Below are 15,588 nucleotides of genomic sequence, written 5' to 3'. Positions count from 1 at the left end.
TTTATCAACAGTGTGATAATTTATTGGTAAAAATACTGCTTAAAAATGGATTGTAAAAACATTTTTGCAAATGTCGGCATGCTTACCTTCCAAGAAAGTAAAATCTTTGAAATTTGTGACTAAAATTTAACTAAAATCAACAGAATAAATGAAAAAGTTATTAACAATTCTGCTAACAATCAGTGTATTATCAGTTTTTGCCCAAGATGGCCCAACAGCATTAAAAATTGGTGATAAAGCACCCGATTTTACAGCGAAAGATCATGCAGGAAATATCGTTAGTTTAAAAGAAATAACTAAAAAAGGAAAGGTAGTCGTGATGTTCTATCGCGGAGCGTGGTGTCCGTATTGTAATAAATACATGAGTCAGATTGAAGAAGCTTTACCCAATTTCTCGGCGAAAAATGCCACGGTAGTGGCCATAACACCCGAACCAGAAGAATCTATCAGCAAAGCCGTTGAAAAAACTAAGGCTACGTTTTCTATTATTTATGATAAAGAAAGGGCTATCATGAAACAATGGAAGGTAGCGTATGAGATGTCGCCCGAGTTACAAACCAAGTACAAAGGCTATGGTTTAGATTTGCAAAAACAACAAGGAGATTGGATGTTGCCCGTACCTGCCACTTATGTAATTGGCAAGAATGGTAAAATAGAATTCGTTCACTTTGACGAAAACTATCAGAAAAGAGCAGAGATTAAAGATATTTTGATGAAGCTGTAAGGGATTGAATTTGAAGATTTGGTGATTTGAAAATGTTAATTATTAAATTGAAGCATCTCAAGACATTTAAAAATGAGGTGATTTGAAAATATCAATTATCAAATTGAAGCATTTTCAGATTTTGAAAAGATGTGTCAATTTAAAATATTAATCTTCAAATTGACACATCTTCAAATTTTCAAATCCCCTATATCCCTCTCTTAATAGCCTGATAAATTACTTCGTTGATATTTGTGCGTACGTTCAAGTCAGACAATTTTGAATTGTTTCTGGTTGGGTATACCCTATTACAAAGGAAAACATATACCAATTGATGTTCAGGGTCGACCCAAGTATAAGTTCCTGTAAAACCAGAATGCCCAAAACTTGCGGGACTAGCACTTGCGGCTGCACTGATACCAGCACGCTTACGGTCTGGTTTATCAAAACCTACCCCTCTCCTACTATTTTCTTCTATTGAAAAAGGATAAGCCGTCCATTCTTTCATCGTAGATTCTTTGATAAATTGTTTACCCCCATAATATCCATTTTGAAGATACATCTGCATCAATTTAGCCAAATCTTGTGCAGTACCAAAAAGTCCTGCGTGACCAGAAATACCATTTAACATAGAAGCGCCTTCGTCGTGTACTCGACCATGAATAAGCGTTTTACGATATAAAGAATCATACTCAGAAGGAACAATTCTCGACAATGGAAAATGCTCACGCGCATTATAAGTCAGCGTAGTAGCCCCCAAAGGTTTATAGAAAGTATCTTTCAAGAATGATTCAAAATCTTTTCCTGTCAATCGAGGAATGATTTTGGGATACATATAATAAGATAAATCTGAATAAATGTATTCTTTCTTCTCTCTCAGCGGCGAGTCCTCAATGGCTTTGTAAACAGTTTTAGGATAATCTTTATGCAACCATAACGTATCGGCTACTTGTATCGAATAATCATCAGATTGAGTATATGAAAAAGTCTTTGGTTTCCAGATGGTTGGGTCTTTTACCAGATTGATACAATCTTTCCAAATAGCTTTATCTGTTTGAATAATTTGTGCCATTTTAGCCATAGCTTTTTTACGATGGAACAATTTATCCCAGAAAGAAATAGCATATTTATCCGCATATTTTTCTTTATAAACCTTACTGGCCAATACCATTTTGGTAGAATCCAGACAATCCATCCAAAACGGAATCCAAGCTTTTAAGCGTGATTGATGTGTAAATACATCTTTATAAACCAAAGGTGCTTTGTTTGAACTCGCCCATTCTGGAATCAATTCTCCCATGGTTGTATTCAACGTAAATTTCCCTTCGTCTTCCATTTTCATCATCGAGGGTACTGAAGTACTGATTTTGGTAATAGAAGCTAAATCGTATAAATCATTAGTGCTTACTGCTGTGCCTTCATAGGTTTGGTTTCCGTAGGCTTTATGCAAAATTACCTTCCCATTTTTTGCCACCAATACTACTGCCCCCGGAGTAGCTTTTTGTCTGATAGCTTCATTAATAATTGAATCTACCTTACTTGTTAAGAATTTCGTATCAATCCCCACTGCTTCTGGTACAGCATATTGAAAACGCTTGAGTGCTTCTGTTTTAATACCATCGTTGTATCTGAAAGCCATGCTTACACCTACTGGTAATTTACCTTTTGCACCAATAGCTCCGAAAATCAATTCAGCGATTGCTACAGATTCGTGCATCTGTGGACTTTCTTGATACGTAATCATCAAAGCTTTGGCTTTATCAAGATTTTCAAACTTAGATAATGTATAAGCATTGGAGAAAAGCGAAACAATGGTTTTAGGCGAATTGGCAAACTCCTTTACCAATTCCTGTATTTTAGGATGAATACTGTAGTTTTTAGCAGGACGAACCGATTGTCCATTGACAGCCATCAATACCAAATTATAATTTTTCAAAGAATCTCTCACCGCTTGAATGACTTCATTGCTTGAGTTTTCGTCTAAATTAAAATGCTGAACATCTGTATAGTTAGAAAGCATTTTTTGAAAATCAGTTGGTTTTTTACTCCCGAAAGTAGGATTGCCAATATTCAGAGAGGCAATTTTTAACGTATCTAAATTTTTGAGCGGAATAATATTCTCGTCATTTTTCAACAACGTAATTGTTTCCTCTGCAAATTGACGATTTAATACTTCTGATTTTTTAGGGTTTAAATCAGCAACCAAGTTTTTAAGCTCAATAGGTTGATATTTATCTAAACCAGCCCAAGCTTTGGCCGTCAAAATTCTTTTTACCCTTAAATCAATATCCGCTTGCGAAATCTCACCTTTTACTAATGCTTTTTTAATGGCATTGAAAGCTGCAGGAACATCAATAAAAGTTTCTAACACATCATTACCTGCCAAAATAGCTTTTACATTGGCAGTACCCTCAGGAAAGAATTTTACGGCTCCTTGCATATCCATCGCATCCGTAAAAACTAATCCTTTAAAGCCTAAATCTTTTCTTAATAAATCTGTAACAATGTTTTTCGATAAAGTAGAGGCTAAGTTTTTGGTAGTATCCAATGATGGAATGCTTAAATGTGCTACCATCACACCTTGTAAGCCATTTTCGATTAATGCTCGGTACGGGAAAAGTTCTAAAGAATCTAGTCGGCCTCTGTTATGGGGAATTACGGGTAAGTCTGTGTGAGAATCTACCCCAGTATCACCATGCCCTGGGAAGTGCTTTGCAGAAGTAATAATACCCCCTTTTTGTAAACCACGCATATAAGCCAATGCTTTTGAGGTAACTTTCTCGCGGTTTTCGCCAAAAGAACGGAAGTTGATAACGGGGTTATTAGGGTTATTGTTGACATCTACCACGGGAGCATAATTAATATGCACGCCCATTCGCTTACATTGTTGGGCAATCTGCACGCCCATTTCTTCTAATAATTGCTCGTTACCTTGCATAGCTCCCAAGGTCATTTGGTAAGGAAAACGCACTGTGCTATCTAAACGCATTTCAAGTCCCCATTCCAAATCCATGCCTATTAACATAGGTACTTTAGACATAGCCTGTAGCTTGTTTACCATCAACGCTTGTGCTGTTGGGCGATTTCTAAAGAAAACGAAACCTCCTACATGATAATCTCTTACTATTTTATATAAACGTACAGTATCATAATCATAACTATAATTGCCCCGAGGCATCATAAGTTGTCCTATTTTTTCATCTACAGAAAGGGTATTGAAAACAGAATCGACCCAACGCTTATTAGCATTTGGGAAAAGATCTTGGGCTTTAGTGTGGAGAGTAAGGAAAGTACAAAGTATAAAAGTGATGAAGCTGAATTTTTTCATACAAAATGCTGATTAGTTGATTATGCAATTTACACAAAAAAAAATAGGGATAGTTCAGGACAGCCTATTTCTGAAAGAGATTGATTTCTTTGTGTTTTGATGAATAGTATCTGGCAAGATTTTTTAACAATATTTAAGAAATACTAGCTTAGGGTAGATAGCATGATTTTGAGAAAAAGAATAAAATTTTGCTAAAAATCAGAAAACAATGCATATATTTTGTATATATTTAGGGAATAATGCAAGAAATATGGCTAAACGAAAAACAGGTTGTTAATATTTGTTAACGCTTTTAAAAACTTTAGTATTTTTTTTGGAATTAATATTACAACAATTATCTTTGAATCAACCTTTCAGAATAACTACTAAAAAGAGTTTACAAAAATCGCTAAAATAAAAATATAGGAGATATAATATGATATAAAGCTTTACGTTAACTAAATAGATTTATCAAAATGGAAAAAATCCATGTTAACGACAGCGAGCTTGTATCACGCTATATAAAAAACAGTGACGAAAAGGCATTTGAAACTCTTGTTCGCCGATACAAATCCAAAGTTTACACAACGATTTACTTAATTGTTAAAGACACCTTCGTAGCCGAAGATTTAATGCAAGATACTTTCATTAAAGCTGTTGACGTGCTTCGTTCGGGAAAATACAATGATGAAGGAAAGTTTTTGCCATGGGTGCTCAGAATTGCTCACAATATGGCGATTGACTATTTCCGTCGTGATAAACGCTATCCAAATGTCGTTTTCGAAGATGGTAGCAGTGTGTTTAATACATTAGATTTTGCAGAAGATTCATATGAAGATTTGCAAATTCGTAATGAGTCGCATGCTCATCTAAGAGACCTGATTAAACGTCTTCCAGACTCGCAAAGAGAAGTGCTAGTGATGCGTCATTACGAAGATATGAGTTTTCAGGAAATTGCAGACGCCACAGGCGTAAGCATTAACACGGCACTAGGAAGAATGCGTTATGCGTTGATAAATCTACGCAAAATGATGAGTAAACATTCTCCGAGCTATGATACAAACCTTTACGCAGCATGACGTTATCCGTTACGTCTATCAAGAAACAACGGAAGAGGAAAATCTTATGATTCAGGACGGACTTGTCCATGATACTGAGATGCTAGAATTTTATTTAGATATGCTTGATGTGAAAGCAGGTTTAGATAAAAGTTTTCAACAACCTTCCGAAAGAAGCATAGACAACATTCTTGCGTATTCGAGAAACTATACAGAAAGTCATCAAACCTTAGTTGTTTAACCTAGGATTGATGACTTTTTTATTTGTGAAGCTGTACTAAGAAACCTCCTTACCGAGGCTTCTTGGTACAGCTTTGTTTTTATAGCCCTTTGGGGTTACAATAAAAAAGAGTATTTTGACTTTTCAAATTTTATAATTTTTCATCAATAAACCCTTAATTGCTTGATAGTCGTAGGTTTATAGGAATAAGTAAAAATATAATTAATCATAGAAGCAACGCTTCGATGATTGGGGTTGTCTAACAACACATAATCCTTACTTTAAAAATGTTGTTTTTCAAGGTCTTTTTACTTACACGATAAATCGTTCCCTATCCATTAACAAAAAACATAGCATGAAACGACTGATTACACTGACACTCTTGTTTGGGGGATTCGCTTCTTTTGCTCAAGAGAAACAATTGTATAATACTTCTCAACAAAAAAGGCTACAAAGTTTATCGGCTGAGTTTTCTACTCAACAAGATAATAATTATCAAAAAGCTGTTAAAGTTGCTACAGAAAAGAAATGGCAGCTCAATGGAAATTTAAAAAACAATCGTTTCTTTAAACTTTACGGAATAGACGAAACAGGACATCCGCTATACGTAGCTACAGAAAGTAATGCACAGGCAGCAACAACTACACGTACTGATCAATTGTATACGGGAGGGTCATTAGGAGTGTCATTGAATGGGAGTAGTGCTTCTGTAAAAAATAAATTAGGTGTGTGGGATGGCGGAGGAGTATTGGCAACGCATCAGGAACTAACATCTAGAGTAACTCAGCAAGATAAAGTAACAGGTACTAACTTACACTCTACGCACGTAGCAGGAACATTGATTGCCCAAGGAGTATCACCCCTTGCCAAAGGAATGGCTTTTGGAGCAAGTTTAAAAGCTTGGGATTTTACCAGTGATGTCTCTGAAATGACTGCTGGAGCAGCAGACTTATTAGTGTCAAATCACTCTTATGGATTTTTAGCGGGTTGGAGTTATGACGAAACGCGTAGTCGTTGGGCATGGTATGGTAATACAAGCATTAGCCAAACGGAAGACTATAAATTTGGATTTTATGACACCAACACACAGTCTTGGGATAAGGTTGCTAATAACGCTCCATACTATCTTATCGTAAAATCAGCAGGGAATAACAGAGGAGAAACAGGACCTACAGCAGGTGAATATTATTACTTGGGTTCTTCAAATGATACAAGCTCGGTTGTAAGAAGTAAAAATGATAGCTATGATATCTTAGCCACTACTAGTACAGCCAAAAATATTTTGACAATAGGTGCTGTAAATGGAACTAGTGGTAAAGCACCTTTACGGTCATCAGATATTAGTATTTCATCATTTAGTAGTTGGGGGCCTACAGACGATGGTAGAATAAAACCTGATATTGTAGCCGTTGGAGTTAACTTACTTTCAAGCTCAAATGCTTCTGCAACTAGTTATACTATTTTAAGTGGAACGTCGATGGCCTCGCCACAAGCTGCTGGGAGTATCTTGTTGTTACAAGAATTGTATGCTCAAAAAAACGATGGTTTATTGATGCGTTCATCTACGCTAAAAGGCTTGGTGATTCATACAGCTGATGATGCAGGGAATGTTGGTCCAGACTATATTTATGGTTGGGGGTTATTGAACATGGAAAAAGCAGGGAAAGTGATTCAGAATGCTGATAAATCTTATGATATTTCAGAAAGAACTTTAGCGACTGGTGGTTCATACACTCAAAAAGTTATTGCTTCTGGCAAAGGGGCCTTAACAGCTACTATTTGTTGGACAGACCCAGAAGGAACAGTGACGAGTGCCACTGCTGCAAATTTGAATAATCGTACCCCTAAATTAATTAACGATTTAGATATCAGGATTTCAGATGGCACCAATAATTATTTGCCTTTTATTCTTAATCCCGACCAACCAAGTGCATTAGCTACTAAAGGAGATAACATCAGAGATAACGTTGAACAGATTTTGATTGCTGATGCTGTTCCGGGTAAAAGCTATACGATAACCATCAACCATAAGAATACGCTAAAAAACAGTACACAAGATTATGCATTGATATTGAGTGGAATAGGAGGAACAGAGTACTGTGCCTCAGTACCAACTACTTCATTGAATAATATTGAAAGTATCAAATTAGGAGATGTAACGGCAGGATATAAAGCATCTTCTTCTCAGAATTTACCCTTAGAAATTAGTTTAAAAGGGACTAGTACTAAAAAAGTACGTGTTTATATTGACTGGAATGCTAACGGAACGTTTGAAGAAGCGACAGAACTAGCTGCAAGTTCTGGTGATATTGTAGGAGCTAGTGTTTTCAAAGCCACCATTGCTGTGCCGTCTGGCTTAACTATTGGGAATAGTACTATTATGAGAGTAGTTACGGGCGAAGACCTTGGTGCTGCCAATATCACCAGTTGTGGAACTTATGCAAAAGGAATTACGCAAGACTATAAAGTAGACTTTGTTCGTCCGAGTATAGATGTAGCTGTCCTAGATTTATTAACACCTGAAGTGAGTAATTTTTGTGCTTCCACATCAGGTTCCGTATCCATTTCATTAAGAAATAATGGCACAACTACTTTACAAAATATCCCCGTAACAGTAACTGTATCAGACGGAACAGGCGTAATTACTGTATTGACAGGTACTTATAAAAATCAATTAGCCACTTTTGGTGATGGAACCCTTTTGTTAGATGGTAATTTCATTGCTAAAGTTGGTGGTAGTTATACTTTTACAGTAAAGCTAGGTTTAGCCAATGATCAAGATGTGACGAATGATACAAAAACATTTGTACGTCAAGTTACGGCTTCTCCAACACCAACAACGGCCATTGCGGCGGTCTGTGAAGGAGCTACCGCTTTAAATGTTAAAGGTACCGAAACATCTACTTTGCTTTGGTATGATGCACTAACGGGCGGAAACTTATTGTTCACAGGAAATTCCGGCTCATTTACTAAACCAGCCAATACAGATAAAATATATGTTGGAGTAAATGATATTTCGGGTTCTGTTGGACCAAAAGATAAGTATGTTTATGGCGGAGGAAGCTATTACGAATCGTTTGGACCAGAACCAATCATTGTTACACAAACACCTTTGGTGATTGAAAGTGCAAGAGTATATATTGGAACAGCAGGTAAAATTACTTTTACAATTTACCGCCAATCAGACTCGACACCAATTTCTTCAGTGAGTTTTGATGTCACGCCTACTCGTACAACAGCCAACTCAACCCGTACAAGTAATCAATTGGTAGATGATTTGACCGACCAAGGAATTGTATTACCGCTAAATTTAGCTATTCCAACAGCAGGCACTTATGTATTAGCACAAGAATGTACCAACGGAGCATCTATTTATAGAAGCAACTTAAATGCTAATTCGACTGTATCTGGCGCTGATATGATAGGTTTTCCGTTTACTATTCCTAATGTAATCAGCATCACAGGGTCATTATACAACGGCGCTACTATCAAAACGGGATACTACTATACGTATGATATGAAAGTGAAATCTTATGGTTGTCCAAGTACTAGGGTAGAAGTGCCAATTACTACGCAAGCGGCTCCAAAAGTAACAATTAATCCATCATCCGCATTTAGTATTTGTCAAGATGACGCTAAGGTATTAACCGCAAGTAGTGGTACTAATTATACCTATCAATGGTTATTAAATGGTCAGTCAATTGCTGGAGCTACCTCAGCAACGTATTCAGTTATAAAATCAGGAGCTTATAGTGTAAAGGTTACTGAAAATGGTTTTTGTTCTGCTACCTCAGCAACTGTGAATGGCACTATTATAACACCTATCATTCCACAAGTAAAATTAGAAGCGGGAGCATTAAGCCTTACTTCTGGCTCGAATCCCGTTTGGTATCTTAGTGGAACCATTATTACAGATGCCGCTACAAATACTATTACGCCTACTAAATCAGGAGTTTACTCGGCTAAAGTAACAGATACCAATGGCTGTTCAGTTTTTTCTGAGGGATATACCTTTACAGTAACTGCAGTTGAGGCTGAAGTAAATACAGAGGAAACAGCCAAAATATATCCAAATCCTGCTCCCCAGTCGTTTAAAGTAGAATATACAACACCACAAAATCCTAAATATGTTTATGCTGAAATGATAAATTTATTAGGAGTAACGGTTTCTACTAAAGAATTGGTAAAAACAGATGGTATTTATAAAACAGAGTTTGATGTATCTCAACAAAATGCGGGTACATTCTTTATCAGAATTTACTCAGATAAATCTGTAAAAGTAGTACCTATTATAATTAATAGAAACTAGGGGTATCAAAGCTCAATAAAAAAAATCCCAGTTGTGAGTAGTAAGGACTACAAACAACTGGGATTTTTTTATTGGGCTAATATTACTTATAAATGGTTAAACCCGTGTTCTGTGACACATAGAACACGGGTTTAAAAATGATTGAGTGTCAAATCAATAAGCTATTAAGTACTAATTCATGCAACCTTAGCGTTGTTTAATGCATCTAAGTGATAGTATTCAAACATCATTTACATTAAGCAAATAAGATTATGAAAAAAATAAAAAGTTTATTCGTGTTATTATTAACTTCTGTGTCGTCAATCGTTTTAGGACAACAAAACCAAGAAGTTACGTTACAATCCTTCAATAAGATTGATATGCAAGGCATCATGAAGGTAGAGCTTGTAAAAGGTAAAACTAATAAGATAACCACAGAAGCATTGAACGGAGCAAATCTTGAAGATTTGACAGTCGCAGTTTCTGGGGGTGAATTGGCGGTAAAAACAAAAATCTTTAAGCAACTGACTGATAGGGATAACAATAAAAGAAAAGCAGATTCTCAGAAGTTATTTAAAGTAAGAATAGAATATACCAACGAATTAGCTAGCCTTCAAATAGGTCGCGGAGCAGAATTGGTATCAGCGGAAACATTAACAGGAAATCGTTTACTTGTTGATGCCTCATCAGGAGCCATTGTGACATTGAAAGTGAGTGTTAATAACTTAGAATTATCAAGCGTACAAGGAGCCATCGTAAATCTAGAAGGAAAAGCGACGTTCCAGCAAACCAAAGTAAATACTGGTGGAGAGCTATTTGCTTATAATTTAATAAGCGACGAAGTAGAAATAAGAGCTAACACGGGTGGGGTGGCACAAGTAAGTGCCAATAAAATGTTAGATGCCTCAGCAGGAACAGGAGGTACGATTACCTACAAAGGAAATCCTAGCGAAAGAAATGTGAAGTCTAATTTAGGAGGCGAGGTTCGTTCAAATTAATAGACAAAACATTGCTATAAAGCTATATTAAAAGAGGTTGTCGCATCTACTACGACAACCTCTTTCAATTTATATAAGTTTACTATTACCTAATTTTAATAATTTTTACCGTTGTTCTGCGGTTTTGCTGATGTTCAATTTCTGTACAACTTACGCCATTTACACAACTATTTACTAGCTCGCTTTCGCCATAGCCTTTTGCTAACACTCTGTTTCTGCTAATTCCCTTGCTAACAATATAATCAACGGCAGTTTGTGCTCTTCTAGATGATAAATTCAAATTATCTTGCGTATCTCCACGGCTATCTGTGTGCGACCCTATTTCTATCACCATTGTCAGGTTTTTTTGAAGTACAGCCACTAATTTATTCAATTCTTTCAAGGCGTCTGTTCGTAAAGTAGCACTACCTGAATTGTAATAAATATTATTCATCGTAATCAAATCTCCTTCTTTAAAAATCTCCAAATCCTGAGAAACCACTTTAGTATTGCCTTTTTTCTCTTTTTTGATCTTATTAACATGCTTGCTATAACCATTTTTTGATATTTCTATCGTATAGTCACAGTCTTCGTTGATATAAAAAGTATAACTACCGTCTGCTCCAGTGATAGCTTGCTGAGTTGTATTGTCACAAGCATTCATAAAAGAAACCAATACGCCCTCCATAGGTTTTTTATCAATCTCGTTTCTTACAAAACCTGTAATGGCTGATTTTTCCTTTAAATTCGATGGTTTTTTAGATTTATTACTTATTGGTTTACTATTGGTTAAAGGCGAAATCTGTAAATCAAGTTTTACGGGCTTTATATTAACAAGAGGGACTTCTAGTTTTGAGGCTACATCATCTATTTCACCTTTTGTTGAATAGCCAATATTATTAACGGCGTAAGATTCTTTTTCGATTGTTATGGCATAGTCAGTATCTTGGCTAGTACAAAAACTTATATAACCCTCTTCATCAGTCTTCAGTGTTTCTAATAAATGGCCAGAAGACGATATTTTAACAAGGACATTATTGATAGGTATCTTAGTGTCTGCATCGAAGACAACGACATTCATTTTCCTACAATCTGTTAGGCTATTATCTATCGAAAAGCGATAAATATCACCATCTTCTCCTAGTTTTCTATTCGAGCTAAAATAGCCAATTTGCCTATTTTTATCAGTAATAATCCCAAAATCATCAAAAGCAGAATTAAAAGGTTTGCCTAGATTGATTGGCTTTGTAAAAATACCCTCCTCATTTTTTTCGGCAAAGAAAATATCTAAATCTCCTTCTCCGCCTTGTCCATTGGAAGAAAAATACAAATTCCCATTTTCGTCAAGAAAAGGGAATACATCTGCACCTTTAGAATTAATATTTTTGCCTAGATTTTTAGGACTTGCCCATTTACCATTGTGGTATTCGACAGACCAAATATCCATTCCACCAAAACCACCGAAGCGGTCTGAAGCAAAGTAAAGCGTTTTTTCATCTTTAGACCACGCTGGATGGGCTGTCGAGAATTCATCATCGTTAAATGGTAATTCTATTGTTTCTGTCCAACGTCCACCTATATTTTCAGCCATGTAAAGTTTGAGTTTACTATTGTTATCTTCACTAAAGCCTTTTGTGTTGTCTCCTGAACAGTTACGCGTAAGGATGATTTTTGTAAAGTCTTTATTAAATGTAGCTGGGCCTTCCTGAAATTTTGAAGTGATGGTTTTGCCAAATCTATCAGAATAATACGTTTGTTCTTGAAAGCTTTCTTCTTCTTCTGTAAAATAATTTAAAGTCTTAGTATCATTAGAGGTTCTTCTGGAAGAATAATCATCACTCAATAATTTTACATTCTTAGAGGCATTTTTTTTCTTTTTTTTGTCGGTACTAACTTCCTCTGACTGCTGTATTTTATTCGAATTCTTGAGAAAATATAAATCTAGCAAGCTACCTTTATCATTCATTAATTTGGTAGCAGATTCTTTTTGAGAACAGAAAACTATCCCATCTTTGTAATAGATTGGACTGAATTCTGGGGCAGATGTATTAAAATCTAGGTATTCTATTTTGTACGTATTACGATTAGGGAAAATACTTACTGGTTTATCATGGTTTTTAAGCGTAGGGTTTTGTGGTGAAAAAGTAGTTTGGTTTTTTGTGTTTTGTATTGTTTCTGATAAGGTAAAATATTCTTGCGCCTCCTGATAATTGCCATTATGTGCTAACACCTGAGCAAAATTTATATGTGCTTTGGCATCACTGTTAATAAGCGTAGGAAAATCAGTAAAGGCTTGGCGATAAATTTTTTCAGCAGTGGTTTCTTCTTTGTTTTGTTTATAACTATAGGCTAGTTTCAGTAATACTGAAAGTTGGTCTTTGGGTGCAAGAGAAGAAAAATCATTTTTCAAAACCTGATTAAATCCATTAATTGCCTTAGCATATTCTTGTAAATCATAGCAACGAATAGCATTGGTGAGGGTAGTATTAAAATGCTGAGCAGTCAAATAGAAATTTGACATAACAACAAAAAGTAATGAAAGTCCACTTTTTTTGAGCTGTAGCATTTTTTTTAGTAAGGCAGGTATTTAAAATCAACAAATAATTCCAGAATTTTGGATAAAAGCAATAATATTGTTTTGAAACGTTAAGCTGTTTGACTGTACTTTCTATTAAAAAAACCACATAAATCATGCCAAAATGACAAAGAAAACTAGAAATAATTATCATTTGTTAATTAAAACGATAATTATTTCAAAAAATTAATAGTATGATTATTAGAAGTTTACTTTTTTCTGGAAATAATAGCCCCATAGTGAATTAATAAAGGTTCCCAAACTTGAAATATAGAAAATGTTAAAAAGTTATTACAACGAAAATCTTATCGAGGCTGGTTTAGATGAGGCTGGCAGAGGGTGTTTAGCAGGGCCAGTAGTAGCCGCAGCGGTAATTTTACCGAAGTACTATACGCACTCGTTATTAAACGATTCGAAACAACTTAGTAAAAGTCAAAGAGAAACTCTTAGGAAAGATATTTTACAAGATGCCATCGCTTGGGAAATTGCGGAGGTTTCTAACCAAGAAATAGATGAAATAAATATTCTGAAAGCTAGTATGAAAGCGATGCATTTGGCTACGGATAAATTAATTGTCCGACCAGAACATTTATTGATAGATGGTAATCGTTTTCCGATTTATCCTTTAATTCCGCATACTTGTATTATAAAAGGAGATGCCAAGTTTCTATCCATTGCGGCGGCTTCAATATTAGCAAAAACTTATAGAGATGATTTGATGGAAAGTCTGGCTCTCAACTTTCCTGTATACGGTTGGGAACACAACGCTGGTTACCCAACACCCAAACACAAAAAAGCGATTAAAGAATTTGGTGTAACGATTCATCATCGTTTAACATTCAGAATGTAAATCATCATTAAATAGTTATTAACTTTACCAGTATTCGAAGTGGCACTTCGATAATATACAATAGTTAATGCTCGAAGTGCCACTTCGAGTGCAATGCTTACCTTATGGGCTTTCGTTCAATTTTGGCAAAACCCTTTGCCTCATTCGTAGTACAAAACCGCCAAAAGTGGGAAAAACAAGCCGTTGAAACCCAAATGGCTTTGATGAAAAGTTTGGTTTCGGATGCTTCGCACACACTTTTTGGGAAAGACCATCACTTTGCTGATATCAATGATTATCAGAGCTTCAAAGATGCTATTCCTGTACAAGATTATGAAAATCTGAAACCTTATATAGAAAAAGTAGTAGCAGGTGAAAGTGATATCCTCTGGAAAGACAAACCTCTTTATTTTGCCAAAACATCGGGAACAACCTCTGGCGTAAAATATATTCCTATTTCAAAAGAATCCATTGGTTTCCATATTAATGGAGCAAGAGATGCTTTGTTGAGTTATGTACATGAAACTGGTAATGCTAAGTTTTTAGATAAAAACCTCATCTTTTTGTCGGGCTCGCCAGAGATGGTTCAGAAGAATGGTGTTTTCACGGGTCGACTTTCTGGCATTGTGAATCATCATGTTCCAGGCTATTTACGAAGTAATCAATTGCCAAGCTATGAAACCAATTGTATTGAAGATTGGGAAACAAAACTGGAAAAAATTATTGATGAAACCATCGATAAGCCCATGTCGTTGATTTCGGGGATTCCACCGTGGGTGCAAATGTATTTCGACCGTATTCAAGCCAGAACAGGAAAGAAAATAAAAGATGTTTTCCCTGAGTTTTCATTGTTTGTATATGGAGGGGTAAATTTTGAACCCTATCGTGCTAAATTGTATGATTCTATCGGTAAGAAAATAGATTCAATCGAAACTTACCCAGCATCTGAAGGTTTTATTGCTTATCAAGATTCACAGTCGGCCGAAGGACTTTTATTATTATTGAATTCGGGTGTATTCTATGAATTTATTCCTGTAGAAGATTATTTCAAGCCCAATCCTAGACGCTTGCATATTGGCGAGGTACAATTAGGTGTAAATTATGCCGTAGTGATGAATACCAATGCAGGGCTTTGGGGATATTCTATTGGCGATACCGTTAAGTTTGTTTCTTTAGACCCTTACAGAATCATCGTATCAGGACGTATAAAACATTTTATTTCTGCTTTTGGCGAACACGTAATTGGCGAAGAAGTAGAAAAAGCCATGCAGTATGCCATGCAGCGTCATCCAGAGGTTGAATTAGTAGAATTTACGGTAGCTCCACAAGTAACGCCCCCTGAAGGTGGCTTGCCTTATCACGAATGGTTGGTAGAATTTGCTAAAGTACCTCAGAATATAAAAGCTTTTTCACAAGCCATCAATCAGAAATTAGCAGAACTAAATGTGTATTATGATGATTTGATGACGGGTAATATCCTTCAACCATTGAAAATAAGAGTATTGCCCAAAAATGCTTTTATTGATTATATGAAATCAGAAGGAAAATTGGGCGGACAAAACAAAGTACCGAGATTATCAAACGATAGAGCAATTGCAGATAAGATTTAAATATATAAATTATTGAAAATA

9 protein-coding genes are annotated in these 15,588 nt (G+C 35.7%); 7 read left to right on the top strand and 2 right to left on the bottom strand.

All coding sequences use genetic code 11. The annotated features are described in order from the left end of the window. The first annotated feature begins 148 nt into the window (after positions 1–148). Entirely contained in the window at positions 149–724 is a 576-nt protein-coding gene (locus AC07N0_RS04730) for a peroxiredoxin-like family protein (protein ID WP_494588293.1), read from the top strand. A gap of 187 nt (positions 725–911) precedes the next feature. Here the strand turns inward: AC07N0_RS04730 and AC07N0_RS04725 are convergent, their stop codons facing one another. After that, positions 912–4,031 carry a serine hydrolase domain-containing protein gene (locus AC07N0_RS04725; RefSeq protein WP_494588292.1) on the bottom strand — a complete coding sequence of 1,040 codons (3,120 nt, stop codon included), beginning with the start codon at positions 4,029–4,031 and terminating at the stop codon, positions 912–914. Between the two features lie 455 nt (positions 4,032–4,486). On the opposite strand from AC07N0_RS04725, the gene AC07N0_RS04720 reads away from it, so the two are divergent. The 4 genes from AC07N0_RS04720 to AC07N0_RS04705 all read left to right on the top strand — a co-directional run bounded on the left by AC07N0_RS04720 (position 4,487) and on the right by AC07N0_RS04705 (position 10,574). Further along, a complete protein-coding gene (locus AC07N0_RS04720) occupies positions 4,487–5,089 on the top strand; it encodes an RNA polymerase sigma factor (protein WP_309921688.1) in 603 nt (200 codons plus the stop codon). Then, positions 5,064–5,309, top strand: a complete 246-nt coding sequence (locus AC07N0_RS04715; protein WP_492801060.1) for a hypothetical protein — start codon at positions 5,064–5,066, stop codon at positions 5,307–5,309. The genes AC07N0_RS04720 and AC07N0_RS04715 overlap by 26 nt, the downstream gene beginning before the upstream one ends. A 334-nt stretch (positions 5,310–5,643) precedes the next feature. Next, positions 5,644–9,597 (top strand): S8 family serine peptidase, encoded by a 3,954-nt coding sequence (locus tag AC07N0_RS04710; RefSeq protein WP_494588291.1) that lies wholly within the window; start codon positions 5,644–5,646, stop codon positions 9,595–9,597. Positions 9,598–9,848: 251 nt separating this feature from the next. Next, a complete protein-coding gene (locus tag AC07N0_RS04705) occupies positions 9,849–10,574 on the top strand; it encodes a head GIN domain-containing protein (RefSeq protein ID WP_492801058.1) in 726 nt (241 codons plus the stop codon). Between the two features lie 85 nt (positions 10,575–10,659). On the opposite strand, the gene AC07N0_RS04700 is transcribed toward AC07N0_RS04705, so the two are convergent. Beyond that, positions 10,660–13,119, bottom strand: coding sequence for an OmpA family protein (locus AC07N0_RS04700; protein ID WP_494588290.1), 2,460 nt, complete (start codon positions 13,117–13,119; stop codon positions 10,660–10,662). 286 nt (positions 13,120–13,405) lie between these two features. Here AC07N0_RS04700 and rnhB point away from each other — a divergent pair, with 286 nt between their 5' ends. Beyond that, positions 13,406–13,978 carry a ribonuclease HII gene (gene rnhB / locus AC07N0_RS04695; protein ID WP_492801056.1) on the top strand — a complete coding sequence of 191 codons (573 nt, stop codon included), beginning with the start codon at positions 13,406–13,408 and terminating at the stop codon, positions 13,976–13,978. Positions 13,979–14,082: 104 nt separating this feature from the next. Continuing rightward, a complete protein-coding gene (locus AC07N0_RS04690) occupies positions 14,083–15,567 on the top strand; it encodes a GH3 auxin-responsive promoter family protein (protein WP_494588289.1) in 1,485 nt (494 codons plus the stop codon). The last annotated feature ends 21 nt before the right edge of the window (positions 15,568–15,588 follow it).

Source organism: Arcicella sp. GW821-FHT09D11 (assembly GCF_059416265.1).
Note: the sequence above shows the minus strand (reverse complement) of the source record. Positions and strands in the feature narration are given on the sequence as shown.